This window comes from Nitratireductor sp. L15S-10 (genome assembly GCF_045011005.1).
Taxonomy (GTDB): domain Bacteria; phylum Pseudomonadota; class Alphaproteobacteria; order Rhizobiales; family Rhizobiaceae; genus Nitratireductor.
In genome coordinates this window covers 1,877,744-1,897,174 of the sequence record NZ_CP120674.1, presented here as the reverse complement: position 1 = coordinate 1,897,174, position 19,431 = coordinate 1,877,744, and the positions used below count along the sequence as shown (strand labels likewise).

The following is a 19,431-nucleotide window of genomic DNA, read 5'->3' as shown; positions in this document are numbered from 1 at the left end:
AAGCCTCGTCATACTATCGTCCACGGTTCGGTTTCTGATTGGGCCTTCTTGGCCAGACGCGGGAACGAGAGACTGAAACAGCGTTCGCAAATCGAAGTGTCGGAGCACTAGGAGAGATGAACGCGATACGTCAGTTACAGAGAGGTAGTATTACAGTTGGTGGTGCTAGCATGGTGTGCACCACCAACATTGAGGGGTTACCTGCGATCGAATGCCTTTTGCCGGTCACCGCGTTGAGTGGCTTTGGTTCCCAGCCTCGTTTCGATCTCGAGACGGTACCCGCGGCCGGTCTTGCGCCACTCAGAAGCGATCTGCCTGCGAATTTCCCGAAGGCGCCTGAGCCCCGCCCGCTGGCTTCCATGAGAGTCCGAATACACCAACCGCAAAACAGACGGCTCCTGGTCGAGGAGCACAATCATCTGCTTGATGCGCTCACGCCATTCGGGTTTAAGCTCCTGAGAGGTGCCAACAAATGCGGCGTCACTCAGATCAAGTCGCACAACCCTACCGATCGACGCTCCGAACAGAAATTCCGATGCCTTGCCGGCCGTCAGCCTTACAACACGCGGGTTTTCCGTCGTGAGCCGGTATCCGGAAGGCAACGAACGCTGATCGAGCTTCATCATGTAGTTCGTGCCGATCTTTTGGTCCGGTAGATCCGCACAGGCCACATGAAACCGCCCGTGGTCATCCGCCGTAAGCAACAGTCCCTTCAACGTCGCGACACGCACCCCCGGCAGACCGGGCTCGCCCTTGTCCTGGTAACCATTGCGGTTTTTATCGTCAAAAACCTTTCCGATAATGTCGCCGCAGTCAAAGAGGGCCTCCACCACAACTTCCACCGCTGCCGTAGCAACACGAGAGACCATGACACCAGCCGAGGTCTCGACCCAGGCTCGGTTTACATATTCCCCGGGTTTGGCAGCACCAGTCACGGAGAGTTGGAGCTCGATGATCATCTCGCCCTCAGCGGGCAACACGACATTCTCAAATACTAGCCTCCGCCCTTCGGTTTTTGGTTCCACCGCAGCGCCATCCAGCTTTGCGGATCCGCGTACAAAGGTCAGCCCGGGTGGGGTCATATCAACGATGTTGACTGCAGCATCGCCCACAGAACCGAGCATCTTCACATTGATTGTGTAAGGGACCCGATCACCCCGCCGAACTTCAGCCAAAGAAGTCATTTTGCTGATTGCGTATCCAGGCAGGTCTACAGCTGCTTCCGCAACAGGCGAAGGTACAGATTGCCCGTTGGGGTCAATACCAGACACCGTCGCCGAATTCTGAATACCGTCTCTGAGCCCTTGGGCCGCACTGATGTCGCTTTGCGTCACGGCATATTTGGCGGTGAAGGCCACGCTCCCACCCGCACCGAGATCGGCACTCGGCGGGGAGAACGATGTCATCGTTCCGGTCCCAGGGACCCCACCAAACAGTGGTCCGGAATCTTGAGGCGAGACATTGTAAACAGTTACGTTGCCTTCATTGGTTGCAGTCAACGTGTAGAGAATGGTGTCGCCTGGTTTCGCGAGCCTGCCAGAAGCTCCCTGAAAAACCCCGGTCTTCTCAAGTCCGAGAGCTGCAACTTGTGGCAGAGGGGTGGGTGTCGGATCATCCGGCTCACCATCATCTTCAATGTCAATATTGCCGATCTCGGCTGGGTCGTCGGATGCATCCACCACTGGGGTTCCATTGAGAGCCTGCCCGCCAATGCTTGCTGTCGCAATAATCCTACCAGCATCAATGTCTGCCTGTGTCAAAGGATAGGAAACTGTAGGTAGGGAAACATCCTCACTACCGGGCGCAAGCCCCATGAGCACACCGGTAGGAGGAGGAACGGATATAGGTGGTGTTGCACCACCCTCAGGCACCACATTAAGTGAAGCAATTGCAAGATCCTTCAGCGTCACATTGCCAGTGTTTCGAACCACGAAAGAATAGGTGACTGGCTCTCCAGGATCAGGAAAACCATTTCCATTTGTGTCGTTCCATGAACTCTGCAAATCCAGTTCAACCGAAGGGTTGGTGGCGAAAGGTATGATGGTCGCTTCGCCAGGCTGACCATCCGGCGGACGTGCCTCTTTCGGCACATCCTCACCTTGCGGGTTCTTACCGACGGCGGTTGCTACATTCTCGAAGGAACCACCATCGATATCGTCCTGTGTGATCACATGTGTACCAGTCACGCTGGTATCGACTACACCCGGTGCAAGCGTGGCAATTGGACTGCCTGTGATTTCCGCCTTGTCGTCTGTGACCACAACGTCCGTTAATGTGACATTGCCGGTATTGATTGTCGTAAACTTATAGTTGATCAACTCACCCGCATCAGCAAACCCGTTACCATTGGCATCGTCCAGCACCGCTTCCTTGACAAAATCGTAGTCAGAAACCGTAGCAATACCTCCAGGCGGCTGGGTTGGACTACCCTCTTCGCCATCAGGCGGACGAGACTGTTTGGGGACTTCGGTGCCGTTCGGGAGCTTTGCATTTGATGAAGCGACATTATCGAGATCACCTGCATCAATATCCGCTTGAACAACGGTGTAGACGCCCGTAACGCTCGTGCTGTCCACTGCTCCCGGTGCCAGTGGTCCTTCAAGCGGACTGCCCGAAATTGTTGCCCGCGAATCCGTTACGACCACATTGGTAAGCGAGACATTGCCGGTGTTTTCAACGGTAAACTTGTAGTTGAGCACTTCGCCGGCATCAATCAGGTTGTTACCGTTGGCATCCACATGCTCCACTTCCTTCACAAAATCATAGTCTCCCTCAGTGGGCGTCTCAATGTTCGTTGTGTCACCTTCCGTGCCGTTTGGCGGACGTGATTGCTTGGGGATGTCATTGCCCTTGGGGTTTTGGGCTATGGCCGATGCAACATTGTCAACACTGCCCGACGCAAGATCTGCCTCGGTGATCGTATAAACGCCGGTTACGGAGTTCGTATCGATCTCGCCCGGTGCAAGCGATGGGATCGGGCTACCGGAGATCGTCGCCTTAGAATCGGTCACAACCACATCGGTCAGTGTTACATTGCCGGTATTCTCCACTTTGAACGTGTAGTTGACCACTTCTCCAACATCCGCCCGCCCATTCCCGTTCGCGTCGTCATGCGCGGCTTCCTTGACAAAATCATAGTCTGAGACCGGGTCATGATCGCCAGGCGGCCTGGTCGGATCGCCCTCACTACCACCAGGCGGACGAGACTGTTTGCCGATTTCGCTTCCATTCGGGAGTTTTGCTGTCGATGAGGCAACATTGTCTAGGTCTCCTGCATCGATATCTGCCTGCGTGACGGTGTAAGTGCCCGTGACGCTTGTGGTGTCGATTGCCCCCGGCGCCAGCGGGCCGCCCAGTGGACTACCTGAAACCGTTGCTCGCGAATCCGTCACGACCACATTGGTCAGTGAGACATTACCCGTGTTTTCGACTGTGAACTTGTAGTTAAGCACCTCCCCCGCATCGATACGCCCGTTGCTGTTTGTATCTGCATGTACCGCTTCCTTGACGAAATCATACTCGCCCTCCAGCGGCGTTTCGATGCTCGTCGAATCTCCCACCTCGCCATCGAGTGGACGCGACGGCTTCGAGAGTTCATCGCCATCCGGATCTTTCGCGGTCAATAAGGCAACATTTTCAATGCTCCCGGAGACTAGGTCAGCTTCCGCAATTGTGTAGGTACCAGTCACTGAGGTGGTATCGATCGCACCGGGAGCCAATGTTGGAATTGGGCTACCGGAAATCGTTGCCTTGGAATCCGTTACAACCACATCGGTCAGGGGCACGTCACCGGTGTTCTCAACCGTAAAATTGTAGTTGATAGTCTCGCCGACGTCGGCCCGCCCGTTTCCATTGGCATCGTCGTGTACCGCATCCTTGATAAGAGACATCGAGGCTTCGCGATCGACATCGGAATCGTTGTTGTCCGGCGGGGTAGTGTCTATGATCGTGTCGGGAAGTCTCAACGTTGCCACGTTGGTGAGGTCACCGGAAAAGTCCGAAGGCACAGGGATCGTAAAGTTGTAGGTAACCGAGCCGCCTACAGGAAGACTGACCGTTTGATTGTCAAGCGCGCCAGTGCCACTCGTGGCATCGCAGACACCGCCACCAGAGCCGGCGCATGTCCAGCTTGCCGACGTGATACCCACCGGCAAAGGATCGTCTATTCCGATATCTGTAGCACCGAATGGTCCGTTGTTCCTTACTGTTATCTGATATGTCACGTCGTCGCCGGGCGTATAGGCTTCCTGCCCATCGGTCTTTGAGATGCTTATATCCGCCTGAAAGCTGAGTTTTGTGGTAGCGCATTTCATACCGTCGTTGACTGACGAACCCGGTGCGCTCGAAATGCGGGTCGCCCGTCCGGTTTCGAGATCGAACTCGAAGAAGCCCTCTCCATCGTTGCCCGAGCCATACACGGCGTTCGGCGCGCCGAACATGGCTCCAAAATTACTAGAGGTGGAAAGACCCGTATTGCCGACATTGGTGACAGCCCCCGTGACTGGGTTGATAGAAATGAGCTGAGATGAGTTGCCTTCCTTGGAATAAAGGAGGCCATTCGACCACGCCATATCCGAAAGAAAAACACTTCTACTTAATGTAATTCTAGAAGCGGCCCTTGTAGATATATTTACTTTATATATGTATCCAGGATGACTTCTTCCATAAATGTAGTACGAACCATCATCTGAAATCTCTCCTGTATTTACCTGCAATGTTGATTGAACACCGGATATCGAACCGAGGCTTTGTACAGATCCATTAGAACCAACTCTATAAAGAATTGGCGAATTTTTATTAACGGCATAACCATAATTATCTATTGGATTGAAGGCGGTTCCATTGTATGCGAACGTTACCCCTCCTTGATTCACAAAAGTGAACGGGTTGGTGGTTGTATTGATTGCATTAAGGCGGGTCTGATTTCCCTGCGACAGCCACATTCGGGAATCGCATGTTCCGAAATCAGGTGGAGTTTGAGCATCTGCACCGCCGCCTAACAGTCCTAAAATGACTACTAGAAAGAGGCCCTCCTTAAACAAGGTAGGAAAGAGAGCGTCAAAGAATCCAAATCTTGATGAATAAATAAGTTCTTTCATAATATATTTCCCGTCATTCCGGGAAAACGCTATTTGTTAATAAATTTATACAAAAGTAACACCTCACTGCACCGTTCAGTTCTGGACAGCTATCGCCGGGCATCGAAAATCCCTTTCGAAAGTAATGTCGAAAGAGGCATGAGATCGTGGTCAGAAATTTTGATATTTCCCCAACCTGCTCAGCTCCTTGTATCGATGACTTAAGGGGGAAGGCAGGTCGGTTGAGCACCGTTCCTGCCCGCCACTCGAACAACCCGGCTTGACTTTCCGCGCGTACCCTTTATGTGTCCGCCAGACTCTTTAAGCGCTGGTGGAGAGATTCTGCTTTTGCGCGACCGACAAACCACCAGAAACGGACGACAGATATGGCGAAGGCCACGACCATCAAGATCAAGCTCCAGTCGACGGCGGACACGGGCTTCTTCTACGTCACGAAGAAGAATAGCCGCACGATGACAGACAAGATGACCAAGCGGAAATACGACCCCATCGCCAAGAAGCATGTGGAGTTTAAGGAAACCAAGATCAAATAGATCCGGTTTCACCGCATTTCGTTGAAACGCCGCCTTCGGGTGGCGTTTTCTTTTTGAGAAATCAGCATCCCGCGAGACCCGAAGACTGCGCGTTGCAGAAAACCTTCCGAGAACCCCGGAAGCCGAAGATCATGATTTGAAGAAACTGGGGGCCGGTCGGCAAACTGGCAGCGGTACGAGGAGGCCACTATCAACCAGCGCCGGCCGGCCGACCCCACGGACCCAGGAGATGCGGCGGACCTGAGCATCATGGGGTATCCCGAGACGGCTGCCCGGCAACGCCGAGACGTAAGCCCGCCCCTTTCGGCCGAGAGATTTGCGCAGGGCGGTCAGAAAATCAATACTTACTTAACCATTCCCGCCAACTCACTGGCGTTAGGGTTAAATATGGGGCGCATGTAGCGTTCCGTCAGCCCCCAAATTGGTGGAATGCATCATCACTCTTTCGTGCTGCAGCATACCCGCAATGCGCCAGGGAATGACGCTCGCTCCAAAACCTGAAGGCAGGGCTATCGACTACCGCCGGACCTTTGGTGGCTTTCTCTGTGGCGGGCTTCAGGCGGCAGAAGCCACCACGCGATTGCGACCTTTGCTCTTCGCATCATAGAGCGCAATGTCCGCGCGCTTTATCAGATCAGCCGGATCATCATTGCCATCTGCGCAACCGACAACCCCCAGGCTCGTGGTAACGGCAATCGCATTTTTGCCTCCGTCGACCGTGAAGGGTTCGCTGGCAATGGCAACCCGCAGGCGCTCCGCCACCATCTCTGCCACGTCATGCTCGGTATCCGGCATCACCACAACGAACTCTTCGCCGCCGAACCGGCAAATCAGGTCAATACCGCGGATATTCTGGCGTAACCGGTCGGCGAACTCGCGCAACACATCATCACCACTGGGATGACCCCAGCGATCGTTGATTGCCTTGAACCGATCTATATCAGCCATCATCACCGACAAAGGCCTTCGCCGCGCGACGGCGCGCGCCAGGAGCTTCGGCAAGTGTGTTTCGAGATAACGGCGATTGTGAAGGCCCGTCAGTGGATCGGTGACGGCCATACGAAAACTCTGACTGACGCTCGAGCGCAAACGATCATTGTAGCGCTTGCGCCTCAGCTGTGTCCGCAGACGCGCCTGCAGTTCCTGCTCGTCAACCGGGCGGACGATGTAGTCGTTCACTCCCAGTTCCAGCGCCCGCGCAATCATCGCCTCCTCTTCCCTTTCGACCACCAGCATCACCGGAAGAAGCCGGGTGCGATCCAGCGCCCGCAGCTGGGCACAAAGCCGCAGCGGATCATAGGTCGTGTAGTTGGAGGTCACCAGAACGCATTCATAACCGCCTTCGGCAGCACGAAACAATCCGGCCTGCGGATCGTCCTCCACATCCAGAGAGAAACGTCCCTGCAGCATGGCAGAAACCGCGGAAGAAGAGCGGATATCCTCATCGATCAACAGAATGGGAGGCACGCCGCGCCGGTCGTCCTCCATACCCGGTTCAAAACCCACATTGTCGATCGTCTCGGTGCGCAGCCGCAACTCGTCCGTGAGCATTTTCAGACGAACCAGGCTTTTTACTCGCGTCACCAGCTGGAGATCGTCCACCGGCTTTGAAAGGAAGTCGTCAGCGCCGGCCTCCAGCCCTCGTACCCGATCCGATGTTTCGCCAAGTGTTGTCACCATCACGACCGGGATGTGCTGCGTGGCATCGTCCGTTTTGAGCCTGCGGCAGACCTCAAAGCCATCCATTTCCGGCATCATGACATCCAACAGGACGACATCCACCGTCCCACCGGAGCAGATTTTAAGCGCCTCTGCCCCGCTATGGGCGCAGACAACCTCGAAATACTCGGCCAGGAGCCGGCTTTCGAGCAGCTTCACATTGGACGGGACGTCGTCGACAACCAGAATGCGCGCGGTCATGGCCGGCTCCTCACGAATGTCTTCGGGAAGCCAACCGTAGGCATCAGGCATCCCCCAGATAGGATTTGATCGTTTCGATGAAATTCGGCACGGAAATCGGCTTCGAGATATAGGCTTCGCATCCGCCCTGCCGGATGCGCTCCTCATCGCCTTTCATTGCGAAGGCCGTCACTGCAATAACGGGGATCGCATGGAGGTCATCATCCTGCTTGAGCCATTTCGTGACCTCAAGCCCAGAAACCTCCGGCAACTGGATATCCATCAGAATAAGGTCCGGGCGGTGCTCGCGTGCAAGGTCGAGCGCATGCAGCCCGTCACGGGTCCGCACAGTGTCATAGCCGCTTGCCTCGATAAGATCGCGAAAGAGCTTCATGTTGAGCTCGTTGTCTTCGACGATCATGACTTTCTTCGGCATCTCACCCCGTCCCACTCAACCCCGCGTCGCCGCTTGTCACCAGCCCTCGCCGACACCACTTCAAACCGCGTCAAACCGCGAAATTTCCGGCCCCACCCTTGCACGATTTGATTTATGAATCGGTAATGGGCGCCTGCGAATCGTAGCTTTACAGCATAGCGCCCCAGGATCGACGCGCAATTCGTCTGATCGACAGGCCACAATGGCTTTTCATGTCCAATGAAGAGGTTCTACCATGCAACGAGAGGACGCCGAGACCATCGCCGTTTCCGCCCTTGCTTTTATTGCGGCAGACGATCAGCTCCTCCCCCGGTTTCTCTCACTTACCGGTATCGAGGCAAACCAGATCCGCGTGGTGGCAGCCGAACCAGGTTTTTTGGCCGGGGTCTTGCAATTCGTCCTCGCGCACGAACCGACTCTGCTGCGTTTTTCCGAGGAAAGCGGCATCGCTCCGGAGATCGTTGCGCGAGCACCATCCTTCCTGCCACATGGCAACACATTCTACGACATCCAGCCTTAATACCACTTTGGACAAAAACACATGACGATTGATCCTGAAACCGCCAGGCAGATTGACGAACTATCCCTAAGCAACGACCCTCTGCTTGTGCTGGACGTTGACGACGTGATCCTGGAGTTCATCAGACCGTTTCCGGAATACCTGCGCACCCGCGGCTTCGAACTGAAGCTAGAAAGTTTCGGCTTGAACGGAAACGTCGTCGACCTGTCCTCTGGTAAGCGCGCCAACGACGAAACGGTTGCACAGCTCGTCGATTCCTTCTTCGAGGTTCAGCACGACTGGCAGAAACTCGCCGAAGATGCGTCAGAAACCATCGCGCGCCTTTCCACTTCGAGCCAGGTTGTGCTCCTGACCGCCATGCCACACCGGTATAGGCAGACGCGGCGCACCTTGCTCGATCAACTTGAAATGCACTATCCGCTGCTGACGACTGAACGCGCCAAGGGTCCTGCGATCAAGCGCTTGCGTGGAGAGCATCCCCGCCCCGTCGCCTTCGTGGATGACATGTATTACAACCTCGTTTCCGTGCGCGACACGGTCGAGGATGCTCATCTTTTTCATCTCATGGCCGACAATTCCGTCCGCGCGCTCATGCCGCCAATCCCCGAGGGGATCACGGTGGTGGAGCACTGGAAGGAGGCCGGTGAAAAGATCGCCCGCTCGCTCGCGCTGTAGCCAAGAAGCTTTCTCACATGGTCATTCGCGGTCGGAAGCGCTTCGTGCGCCGCCGGAATCTGTTTCGGGCGCGACCTGGTGGTACAGCCAGGACGGCTACGGAGATTGCAGTGTCAGCCGCATGAGAGGGCGGCCTGCCTTGCGCTCCACAACCGTCTTGAAACCTGCCTTTTCAAAGACCCGTGTCGCCCCGACGAACAGACCGATGGAGCGCGAATCCTTGGAGTGGGATATCGGACAGGCTTCCAGAATACGGGCTCCTTCAAGTCGGGCATGCTTGATCCCCGCAGCAACGAGCTGATGTGACAGCCCCTTTCGTCGCACAGACGGTCTCAGGAAAAAACAGGATATCGCCCAGACTTCGGGATCTCCGGCATCGCCATCCTCCACCGGTGCTGAAACCCGGCCCCTGTTGTTCCATTCCGGAACGTCACCGCGAGGGCCGATCTGCATCCAGCCATCGGCACGGCCGTTCTCAATCAGTAGCAGTCCGGGTGGCGGACCAGCTTCGATCCGCGCCTTGATGTGATCCTTGTTGCGCTCGCGATTGTTCTCGCGCCGCACCGCCGGCGGCAGCCGGAAATGCGTACACCAGCACCCGTAGCAGGCCCCCTGTTTGCCAAACAGTTCCTCAAATACCGGCCATCTCTCCGGTGACAGAGGCGCGACTTCATAGACCACCCGGCCCTCCTCCACGCCGCAACTTGTGCTGCGCCGGCGTTTCCAGTAATATGCATGTTCACTTTATGTTCACATGATCCGCCATGCCTGTCAACGCCCTTCCGCACGGCCTTTGTCGTGATTGCCTGAGCCCGGCGCAGACTGCGTCCAGGCGTTGCCGGTCATGCGGCAGTCCGCGCATACTCGACCATGTGGAACTGGAAAATCTTTTCCTGGCCCATATCGATTGCGATGCCTTTTACGCTGCAGTCGAAAAGCGTGACAATCCGGCGCTGCGCGACAGGCCCGTTATCATCGGTGGCGGGAAACGGGGGGTCGTGTCGACAGCCTGCTACATTGCCAGGATCAACGGCGTACGCTCTGCGATGCCCATGTTCAAAGCTCTTGAAGCTTGCCCGGAAGCCATCGTCATCAAGCCCGACATGGAAAAATATGCGCGCGTCGGCCGCCAGGTACGCTCGATGATGGAAGCGCTCACCCCGATGGTCGAGCCCATTTCCATCGACGAAGCCTTTCTTGACCTTTCCGGTACCGAGAAACTGCACGGCGCTCCACCGGCACTGGTGCTCGCCCGCTTTGCTCGCCAGGTGGAAGAAGATGTCGGCATCACTGTTTCGGTCGGGCTTTCCTATTGCAAATTCCTGGCCAAGGTCGCCTCCGATCTGGACAAGCCGAGAGGCTTCTCGGTCATCGGCAAAGCAGAAGCTTTCTCCTTTCTCTCACAAAAGCCTGTAACCCTGATCTGGGGTGTGGGAAAGGCTTTTGCCGCAACGCTGGCGCGGGACGGACTGAACACCATTGGGCAATTGCAGACCATGGAGCGCGGCGACCTCATGCGCCGCTATGGAACCATGGGAGATCGTCTTTATCACCTGTCGCGCGGACTGGACGACCGTAGCGTAAAGCCACGCAGTGAGGCGAAAAGCGTTTCTTCGGAAACCACGTTCAATATCGACCTGTCGACTGCGGAGGATCTGGTTCCGGTGCTGCGTGCGCTTTCGGAGCGGGTTTCAGCGCGCCTCAAGAAAGCGGATATTGCAGGCCGTACGATTGTCCTAAAACTCAAAACCGCCGACTTCCGTATCCGTACGCGCAACCGACAACTGGGAGACCCGACCCGGTTGGCCGACCGGATTTTTCATACCGGGCTCGAACTGCTGAAGCGCGAAATCGACGGCACTCGCTTTCGCCTGCTCGGCATTGGGGTGAGTGATCTTACGGATGCAGCCAAGGCCGATCCGCCCGATCTTGTAGACCGCCTTTCCCACAAACGTGCCCTCGCAGAGGGTGCAATGGACAGTCTGCGCGAGAAATTCGGCAAACAGGCCGTTGAGACCGGCTACACTTTCCGACAGGGAAAGGCTGGCCGGCCGCAGCGTGATGAAGAGGATTGAAAGCTAGGCAGATTGCCGGCTTTTCCTTCTGCGCTCCGCCCGGCTCGGCGGCAATCAGACCTTAAACAAGTTCTACCTCGACGACACCCGGCACAGCCCGCATCGCAGCAGCAATCTGTGGCGATATGCGGTACCGGTTGGGCAGACCGACCTCGATTTCCCCCTGGCCGCCATCCTTGATCACCACCAGGCTCACCTGCGCGTCGCCACGCTGCGTGAGTTGCGAGGAGATCGCCGGAAGGGGCCTGGGATCACGAAGATAGATCCGCAACGCCTTCTGCATCCGGCAGGCTTCCTCTTCGAGAGACTGCACGGCCTGTATACGCAGATTGACACCTTCAGGTCTGTTCTCGGCCCCCACCATGATGACCACGGAAGAGCCCGCCTCCAACAGATCCCGGTACTGCGCCAAAGCTTCGGAAAACAGCACCGCCTCATATTGGCCGGTGGCATCGGAGAGCTGAATGATCCCCATTTTGTTACCGGTACGCGTGCGCCGTTCCTGCTTGGACGTAACGGTGCCGGCAAGCCGGCCGGCCGTCGCGCCGCGTTTTACCGCGGCCTGGAAATCGGCCCAGTTCTGCACCCGCATCTTCTCAAGGATTTCGGCATATTCATCAAGCGGATGCGCCGAGAGATAGCAGCCGACAACCTGGAATTCCCGGTGGAGCTTGTCGGCGGCCGACCATGGCTCGACCGCCGGCAGGTGAATTTTCTGCGGCTCACCGCCCCCTGACATGCCGAAAATATCGCCCTGCCCCATCGCCGCATCTTCGGCAGCGCGCGCCGCCATCCCCATCAAGCGGTCTATCCCACCAAAAAGGGCGGCCCGGTCATGCCCGAAACAGTCGAAGGCCCCAGCCTGAATAAGGCTTTCGAAGACCCGCTTGCCGACGATCTTGGGATCGATGCGGGCACAGAAATCCTCAAGGCTTTCGAACTGCTTTTCATTGCGTTTTTCAACGATGTGCTCGACCGCCGCATCGCCCACGCCCTTGATCGCGGCTAACGCGTAGTAAATCTTGTTCTCGCCCACTTCGAAGGGCCGATGCGACGTCAGCACCGAGGGAGAAACGACCTCAATCCCAAGCCGCATGGCATCGCGCCGGAAATCGTTGAGCTTGTCTGTGTTGGCCATGTCATAGGTCATGGACGCGGCCAGGAACTCGACCGGATAATGCGCCTTCAGATAGGCCGTCTGATAGGAGACGATGGCGTAGGCGGCGGCGTGCGACTTGTTGAAGCCATAGTCGGCGAATTTGGCCAGAAGATCGAAGATGAAATCGGCCTGCGGTTTGGAAACGCCCCGCTCGGTAGCGCCCTTCACGAAGATGCCGCGCTGCTTTTCCATCTCGGCGCGGATCTTCTTGCCCATGGCTCGGCGCAGAAGGTCAGCCTGTCCGAGCGTGTAGCCGGCCAGCTCCTGCGCGATCTGCATCACCTGCTCCTGGTAGACGATAACGCCCTGCGTCTCCTTCACCAGATGGTCGATCTTGGGGTGGATCGAAGCGATTTCCTCTTCGCCATGCTTGCGCGCATTGTAGGTCGGGATGTTCTCCATCGGACCCGGACGATAGAGCGCCACAAGCGCGATAATGTCCTCGATCCGGTCAGGCTTCATACCGATCAGCGCCTTGCGCATGCCCGCCGATTCCACCTGGAACACACCGACCGTCTCACCGCGTGAGAGCATGGCGTAAGTGTCCGGGTCGTCCAGCGGAATGCGCGACAGATCGATCTCGATCCCGCGCCGGCGGATGAGCTTTACCGCTGTTTCCAGAACCGTCAGTGTCTTGAGCCCGAGAAAGTCGAACTTGACCAGTCCCGCCTGCTCGACCCACTTCATGTTGAACTGGGTGACCGGCATGTCGGAGCGCGGGTCGCGATACATCGGAACCAGTTCCGATAGCGGTCGATCACCGATCACGATGCCGGCAGCGTGCGTGGAGGCGTGGCGGTAGAGCCCTTCCAGCTTCTGCGCATAGTCGAGAAGCGTGCCGACAATCGGCTCCTTCTCCACTTCCTCGGCAAAACGCGGTTCGTCCTCGATGGCCTTTGGCAAGGGCGTCGGGTTGGCCGGATTGGACGGCACCATCTTGCACAGCCGGTCCACCTGCCCATAAGGCATCTGCAGCACGCGCCCCACATCACGCAGTACGGCGCGGGCCTGCAGCGTACCGAAGGTAATGATCTGGCCCACCTGATCACGGCCGTACTTCTCCTGCACGTAGCGGATCACCTCTTCACGACGATCCTGGCAGAAATCGATGTCGAAGTCGGGCATGGACACGCGGTCGGGATTGAGGAAGCGCTCAAACAGAAGCGAGAAGCGCAGGGGATCCACGTCCGTGATCGTAAGCGCATAGGCGACAAGCGAGCCCGCACCCGACCCACGCCCCGGCCCCACCGGAATATCCTGCGCCTTGGCCCATTTGATAAAGTCCGAAACGATCAGGAAGTATCCGGGGAACTTCATGCGTTCGATGATGCCAAGCTCATAGTCGAGCCGCTCGACGTAAGTCTCGCGCGTGTAGCCCTCCGCCAGCCCCTGCGTTTCGATTCGCCGCTCCAGCCCCTCATGGGCCTGCCGACGCAGCTCATCCGCTTCGGCCTGTAGGGCGGCTTCCGCATCGACGGCATCCGCGCCCGTAAAGCGCGGCAGGATCGGCGGATGCGTCTGCGTGAAATAGGAACAGCGCCGGGCGATCTCGATCGTGTTGTCGATGGCCTCGGGCAAATCGGAAAAGAGCCTGGCCATCTCCGCCTGGCTCTTGAGGTAATTGTCAGGCGTGAGTTGCCGGCGGTCATCCATGGCGATAACAGCCCCCTCCGCAATGGCAATCAGCGCATCATGGGCTTCATAATCGTCACGGGCAGGGAAAAACGCCTCATTGGTGGCAACCAGCGGCAATTCATGCCTGTAGGCAAGGTCGACAGTAGCCGCCTCCAGCGCCCGGTCGTAGCCCTCAAACCGCTCCAGTTCCACATAGAGCCGGTTGCCGAAACACTCTTTGAGGAAAAGCAGTCGCTGCTCGGCCACCTCCTGCCGGTCAGCCTTCAGCGCCGCTCCGATGGGTCCGCGCGGTCCTCCGGTCAGGCAGATAATCCCCTCAGCAAGTTCGGACAGCCATTCCGTGGTTATGTGGGTGGCTTCGCCGGGCTCGTTTTCCAGATAGGCCCGGCTCACCAGGCGCACGAGGTTGGAATACCCCTCCCTGGTAGCCGCGATCAGGACCAGGGGCTCATACTGCGCGCCCCCGCCTTTACGACCATTGCCGCGGCGGGCCTCCGTCAGCGCATCCTCAAACGCGGTATCAAGCTGACAACCGACGATGGGCTGCAACCCTTCCTTTGAGGCCTTTTGTGAGAATTCGAGCGCACCGAAGAGATTGTTCGTGTCGGTAATTGCGATCGCCGGCGCTTCGTCTTTCAGCGCATGGCCGATGATCTTTCCAAGCGGCAGCGCTCCTTCAAGAAGCGAATAGGCCGAATGCACACGCAGATGTATGAATGGCCGTTCGGGCCTGTTTTTCACACGCTCTGCTGCCGCGAAAATCGGATCGCGCAAACGTCGGTCGCTCGCCATGAATCGATGCCGTCTCTTTCCTGAAGACTCAGATCGACATTGTTCCGTATTGAGCATCGAGCGTAAAGGCCGACGCTCGGCCGCCAACGACTTATTCAGAGGTCAGATCGCCGGTGCAGGTACCAGAACCCGATCGATCGCAGCGGTAAGCTGCGAAAGCCGCTCCACAACAGCCACTGCACCAGCCTCTTCGAGTTCAGCCCTGTCACCGAACCCCCACAATACGCCGATGGTCGGAACGCCGTTGGCATTGCCACCGGCGACATCATGAAGCCGGTCTCCGATCATGACGATGTTTGACGGATCGATGGGTTCGGTCGCCAGAATATGCCGGATCAGGTCCGCCTTGTTTGAGTTACTCCCATCGGGCGCGGAACCATGAATGGCATGAAAATATTCCGAGAGGCCGAAATGGGCGATGATGTCTTTGCTGTAACGCTCCAGCTTCGATGTCGCCACCGACAGAAAATACCCCGCCTCAACGCAATGGGCGAGCACATCCTTGATGCCGGGGATCAGTTCGTTTTCGAACTTACCGATCCGCTGATAGCGTTCACGATAGTGCCCGACCGCCTCCCATATGCGCGCGTTGTCATCCGTTTCCAGAAAGTCGGCGAATGTTACCTGCAAGGGCGGTCCGATGTGAGATCGGATCGCATCATCATCCGGAGCCCTGCATCCCATCTTCTCCATCGCATGGCGGATACAGTTCGATATTCCTGCGAACGGGTTGGTCAACGTGCCATCGAGATCGAACAGCACCGCTGCCCGCATGGTTCCTTCCGCCATTCAGAAAAAGCTCCTATTCGAATTCCATGATGACCGCGTCCACGGCGAGACTGTCACCCGGCGCAGCGTTGATCTTCGATACCATGGCATCACGCTCCGCACGCAGCACGTTTTCCATCTTCATCGCTTCCACAACCGCCAGTGTCTCACCGGCTTTGACCTCCTGCCCCTCACTCACCGCTATGGATACCACGAGCCCCGGCATCGGGCAGAGCAGCATCTTCGATGTATCCGGCGCTTCACGCACCGGCATCAACCGATCGAGTTCAGCAATTCTTGGCAACATGACGCGAGCGTCGGCAGAGACACCCTGCCACGCGAGCTTCACACCATTCAGAATAGGCCGCACCTGAACGGCTACGGCACGGCCATTGACCTCCCCTTCCCAGACCGGCTCTCCAGGTCGCCAACTGGAGCGCACTGTCAGTGGATCAGCACCATCGATTTGAATGTCCATTTCCAGCGGGATCGAAATCATGCCTTCGACAACACTGACGGAAAGGTAATCGTCGTCCAGTCGCACCACCCAATCCCGCTTCAACTCGCCCGAGTGAGGCGCCAGCCGGTCAGCCAGTCGGTCCAGCCGGTCACGCCGCAGAAGTTCCACGGCGAGCGCCACTGCGGCGAGGACCACCCGCTCCCCTGCCATGGGACGAGGTGGCGAGAATCCCTCAGAGAATTCCTCGGCGATAAAGCCCGTCGACAGGCGTCCCTCACGCCAGCGTGGATGGCTCATCAGCGCGGCAAGAAAAGGAATGTTGTGTTCGATACCGTCGATGACAAAACGATCCAGCGCTTCACTCATCGCGTTGATCGCGTCCAGGCGTTCGGGTGCCCAGGTGCACAGCTTGGCGATCATCGGGTCGTAGAACATGGAGATTTCCGAGCCCTCGGTGACACCAGTGTCGTTACGCAGCACTGCGTCCCCAAAGCGCCCTTCCCGTGGTGGGCGATACCGTGTCAACCGGCCGATGGAAGGCAGAAAATTGCGCACCGGATCCTCGGCATAGATACGGCTTTCAATGGCCCAGCCATTGAGTTTTACATCCGCCTGTCCAAAGGACAGCGCCTCTCCCGCCGCCACCCGCAGCATCTGCTCCACCAGATCGATGCCGGTGACAAGCTCTGTCACGGGATGTTCCACCTGAAGGCGTGTGTTCATTTCCAGAAAATAGAAATTCCGGTTCTTGTCGACGATGAACTCGACCGTGCCAGCACTCTGATAATCAACGGCTTTTGCGAGCGCCACCGATTGCGCACCCATGGCAGCGCGGGTCTCCGCATCGAGAAATGGGGACGGCGCTTCCTCCACCACTTTCTGATTGCGGCGCTGAATGGAGCATTCGCGCTCACCGAGGTAAAGGCAGTTGCCATGCGCGTCGGCCAACACCTGAATTTCAATGTGCCGCGGCTCTTCGACGAACTTTTCGATGAAAATGCGGTCATCGCCGAAAGACGATGCTGCCTCTGATTTCGAGCGTTCAAAACCTTCACGCGCTTCCGCATCGTTCCACGCGATCCGCATGCCCTTGCCGCCACCGCCCGCCGATGCCTTGATCATCACCGGATAACCGATTTCACCGGCGATCTTCACCGCATGTTCGGCGTCTTCGATCAGGCCCATGAAACCCGGAACCGTTGACACCCCGGCCTCTGCGGCAATCTTCTTGGACGTGATCTTGTCGCCCATGGCCTGAATGGCCTTCGGTTTGGGTCCGATGAAAACAATCCCCTCCGCCTCAAGCTTCTCGCAGAAGGCGGCATTTTCGGACAGAAACCCGTAACCCGGATGAACGGCTTCAGCGCCGGTTTGCTTGCATGCGGCAATGATCCGTTCACCCAACAGATAGCTCTGATTGGCGGCGGCCGGGCCGATATGCACCGCCTCGTCTGCCATCTCCACATGTACGGCATCCGCATCGGCATCGGAATAGACTGCAACGGTCGCTATGCCCATGCGCTTTGCTGTCTTCATCACCCGGCAGGCGATTTCACCGCGGTTGGCAACGAGGATCTTCTTGAACATGAACGGTGTTTCCCCCCAGCGAACAGCTTTGTCACTGTTCTATGGCCTTGCATGCTCGTGCTCAAGCGTTTCCCGAGCTTCTCGCACGAGAAGCGGGTTTGTCTCTTTGCGAGAACCTGCTGCCCGATCGGGCTTGCGGTCCAAAACGATTCCTGAAACTTTCGTTGTAGATTCCGGACTTGCAGGAGAAGTGTCCATGAAATCCCGTGCCGCTGTTGCCGTTCAGGCAGGAAAACCACTTGAAGTCATGGAAGTGGACCTCGATGGTCCTCGCCACGGCGAAGTGTTGATCGAGGTGAAGGCAACCGGCATCTGCCATACGGATGAATTCACTCTGTCGGGCGCCGATCCCGAAGGCATTTTCCCGGCGATTCTGGGCCATGAAGGTGCCGGCATTGTCGTCGATGTAGGCCCTGGCGTAACAAGCCTCAAAAAGGGCGATCACGTCATCCCGCTCTACACGCCCGAGTGCCGTGAATGCCCGTCCTGCCTGTCGCAGAAAACCAATCTTTGCACCGCTATCCGCTCCACCCAGGGCCAGGGGCTGATGCCGGATGGCACGAGCCGATTCTCGATCAACGGCGAGAAATTGCATCACTATATGGGCTGCTCGACATTCTCGAACTTCACTGTGCTGCCCGAGATCGCGGTGGCGAAGGTCAATCCCGACGCCCCCTTTGACAAGATCTGCTATATCGGCTGCGGCGTGACCACGGGCGTCGGCGCCGTCATCAACACGGCCAGGGTGGAAATCGGCGCGACCGCCATCGTGTTCGGCCTCGGCGGCATCGGCCTCAATGTCATTCAGGGCCTGCGGCTTGCCGGAGCCGACATGATCATTGGCGTCGACCTCAACAATGACAAGAAGCCGTGGGGCGAAAAATTCGGCATGACGCATTTCGTCAATCCGAAGGAAGTCGGCGAAGACCTCGTTCCATATCTCGTCAACCTGACCAGGCGCGGCGCGGATCAGATCGGCGGCGCGGACTACACGTTCGATTGCACGGGCAATGTCCATGTCATGCGTCAGGCGCTGGAAAGCGCGCATCGCGGCTGGGGCGAGTCCATCATCATCGGCGTGGCCGGCGCGGGTCAGGAAATCTCCACCCGTCCCTTTCAGCTCGTCACCGGTCGCACCTGGAAAGGCACTGCCTTCGGTGGCGCGCGCGGCCGCACCGACGTGCCCAAGATCGTCGACTGGTACATGGAGGGCAAGATCGACATCGACCCGATGATCACGCACACGCTTTCGCTCGACGAGATCAACAAGGGCTTCGATCTCATGCATGCAGGCGAATCCATCCGCTCCGTGGTGGTCTACTGAGGCCATCACCTTGACCACCATCTATGTGGATGCAGATGCCTGTCCGGTGAAGCCGGAAGCAGCCCGTGTCGCCGAGCGGCACGGGCTTGTCATCGTCTATGTCTCGAATGGCGGGCTGCGCCCTTCACGCGATCCCATGGTGCGGCATGTGGTGGTGCCCGGCACCGCCGACGCCGCCGACGACTGGATCGCGGAGAATGCCGTTAAGGGCGACATCGCCATCACGGCCGATGTGCCGCTGGCCGCCCGCCTCGTTCAAAGGGACGTCCATGTGCTTGGCCCCACCGGCCGGCCGTTCACGCCAGAAACCATCGGCATGGCGGTTGCCATGCGCAACCTCAAGCAGGATCTCCGCGAATCCGGAGAGATCAAGGGATACAACCCCGGTTTCACCGCCCGCGACCGCTCCGATTTTCTGCAGGCGCTCGACCGCACCGTGCGGCGCGCCGTGAAAGAACAAAGGGACTGA

Annotated in this window: 13 protein-coding genes; 6 read left to right on the top strand and 7 right to left on the bottom strand. The window is 57.6% G+C overall.

The annotated features are described in order from the left end of the window. Positions 1-197: 197 nt before the first annotated feature. Positions 198-5,099 carry a DUF6923 family protein gene (locus P2W41_RS09025; protein ID WP_404932967.1) on the bottom strand — a complete coding sequence of 1,634 codons (4,902 nt, stop codon included), beginning with the start codon at positions 5,097-5,099 and terminating at the stop codon, positions 198-200. A 365-nt stretch (positions 5,100-5,464) separates the two neighbouring features. Between P2W41_RS09025 and rpmG the strand changes: the two genes are divergently transcribed. Then, a complete protein-coding gene (rpmG, locus tag P2W41_RS09020; protein ID WP_007008183.1) occupies positions 5,465-5,632 on the top strand; it encodes a 50S ribosomal protein L33 in 168 nt (55 codons plus the stop codon). A 555-nt stretch (positions 5,633-6,187) separates the two neighbouring features. Here the strand turns inward: rpmG and P2W41_RS09015 are convergent. Then, positions 6,188-7,552, bottom strand: a complete 1,365-nt coding sequence (locus tag P2W41_RS09015) for a PleD family two-component system response regulator (RefSeq protein WP_404932966.1) — start codon at positions 7,550-7,552, stop codon at positions 6,188-6,190. Positions 7,553-7,595: 43 nt separating this feature from the next. Next, complete coding sequence (locus P2W41_RS09010) at positions 7,596-7,967, bottom strand: response regulator (protein WP_292896020.1); 372 nt, start codon at positions 7,965-7,967, stop codon at positions 7,596-7,598. 235 nt (positions 7,968-8,202) lie between these two features. Here P2W41_RS09010 and P2W41_RS09005 point away from each other — a divergent pair, with 235 nt between their 5' ends. Beyond that, positions 8,203-8,487 (top strand): DUF3572 domain-containing protein, encoded by a 285-nt coding sequence (locus P2W41_RS09005; RefSeq protein WP_292896022.1) that lies wholly within the window; start codon positions 8,203-8,205, stop codon positions 8,485-8,487. Positions 8,488-8,508: 21 nt separating this feature from the next. Further along, complete coding sequence (locus P2W41_RS09000; RefSeq protein WP_292896024.1) at positions 8,509-9,162, top strand: hypothetical protein; 654 nt, start codon at positions 8,509-8,511, stop codon at positions 9,160-9,162. Positions 9,163-9,258: 96 nt separating this feature from the next. On the opposite strand, the gene P2W41_RS08995 is transcribed toward P2W41_RS09000, so the two are convergent. Continuing rightward, entirely contained in the window at positions 9,259-9,843 is a 585-nt protein-coding gene (locus P2W41_RS08995; RefSeq protein ID WP_404932965.1) for a GNAT family N-acetyltransferase, read from the bottom strand. Positions 9,844-9,926: 83 nt separating this feature from the next. Here P2W41_RS08995 and P2W41_RS08990 point away from each other — a divergent pair, with 83 nt between their 5' ends. Continuing rightward, entirely contained in the window at positions 9,927-11,237 is a 1,311-nt protein-coding gene (locus P2W41_RS08990) for a DNA polymerase IV (RefSeq protein WP_404934897.1), read from the top strand. 61 nt (positions 11,238-11,298) lie between these two features. Here P2W41_RS08990 and dnaE read toward each other — a convergent pair whose 3' ends face one another. The 3 genes from dnaE to P2W41_RS08975 form a co-directional block, all read right to left on the bottom strand. Further along, positions 11,299-14,823: a DNA polymerase III subunit alpha gene (gene dnaE, locus P2W41_RS08985; protein WP_292896028.1), complete on the bottom strand. Its 3,525-nt coding sequence runs from the start codon at positions 14,821-14,823 to the stop codon at positions 11,299-11,301. Positions 14,824-14,925: 102 nt separating this feature from the next. Further along, positions 14,926-15,612, bottom strand: a complete 687-nt coding sequence (locus P2W41_RS08980; protein ID WP_404934896.1) for an HAD hydrolase-like protein — start codon at positions 15,610-15,612, stop codon at positions 14,926-14,928. 13 nt (positions 15,613-15,625) lie between these two features. Beyond that, positions 15,626-17,638, bottom strand: a complete 2,013-nt coding sequence (locus tag P2W41_RS08975; RefSeq protein ID WP_404934895.1) for an acetyl-CoA carboxylase biotin carboxylase subunit — start codon at positions 17,636-17,638, stop codon at positions 15,626-15,628. Positions 17,639-17,834: 196 nt separating this feature from the next. Between P2W41_RS08975 and P2W41_RS08970 the strand changes: the two genes are divergently transcribed. Beyond that, complete coding sequence (locus P2W41_RS08970; RefSeq protein WP_292896034.1) at positions 17,835-18,962, top strand: S-(hydroxymethyl)glutathione dehydrogenase/class III alcohol dehydrogenase; 1,128 nt, start codon at positions 17,835-17,837, stop codon at positions 18,960-18,962. 4 nt (positions 18,963-18,966) lie between these two features. Then, complete coding sequence (locus P2W41_RS08965) at positions 18,967-19,431, top strand: YaiI/YqxD family protein (protein WP_292900190.1); 465 nt, start codon at positions 18,967-18,969, stop codon at positions 19,429-19,431.

What these genes read in the sequence shown, in the direction of transcription:
- P2W41_RS09025 (WP_404932967.1), bottom strand. Translation starts at nt 5,099, where the DNA reads ATGAAAGAACTTATTTATTCATCAAGATTTGGATTCTTTGACGCTCTC.
- rpmG (WP_007008183.1), top strand. Translation starts at nt 5,465, where the DNA reads ATGGCGAAGGCCACGACCATCAAGATCAAGCTCCAGTCGACGGCGGAC.
- P2W41_RS09015 (WP_404932966.1), bottom strand. Translation starts at nt 7,552, where the DNA reads ATGACCGCGCGCATTCTGGTTGTCGACGACGTCCCGTCCAATGTGAAG.
- P2W41_RS09010 (WP_292896020.1), bottom strand. Translation starts at nt 7,967, where the DNA reads ATGCCGAAGAAAGTCATGATCGTCGAAGACAACGAGCTCAACATGAAG.
- P2W41_RS09005 (WP_292896022.1), top strand. Translation starts at nt 8,203, where the DNA reads ATGCAACGAGAGGACGCCGAGACCATCGCCGTTTCCGCCCTTGCTTTT.
- P2W41_RS09000 (WP_292896024.1), top strand. Translation starts at nt 8,509, where the DNA reads ATGACGATTGATCCTGAAACCGCCAGGCAGATTGACGAACTATCCCTA.
- P2W41_RS08990 (WP_404934897.1), top strand. Translation starts at nt 9,927, where the DNA reads ATGCCTGTCAACGCCCTTCCGCACGGCCTTTGTCGTGATTGCCTGAGC.
- dnaE (WP_292896028.1), bottom strand. Translation starts at nt 14,823, where the DNA reads ATGGCGAGCGACCGACGTTTGCGCGATCCGATTTTCGCGGCAGCAGAG.
- P2W41_RS08980 (WP_404934896.1), bottom strand. Translation starts at nt 15,612, where the DNA reads ATGGCGGAAGGAACCATGCGGGCAGCGGTGCTGTTCGATCTCGATGGC.
- P2W41_RS08975 (WP_404934895.1), bottom strand. Translation starts at nt 17,638, where the DNA reads ATGTTCAAGAAGATCCTCGTTGCCAACCGCGGTGAAATCGCCTGCCGG.
- P2W41_RS08970 (WP_292896034.1), top strand. Translation starts at nt 17,835, where the DNA reads ATGAAATCCCGTGCCGCTGTTGCCGTTCAGGCAGGAAAACCACTTGAA.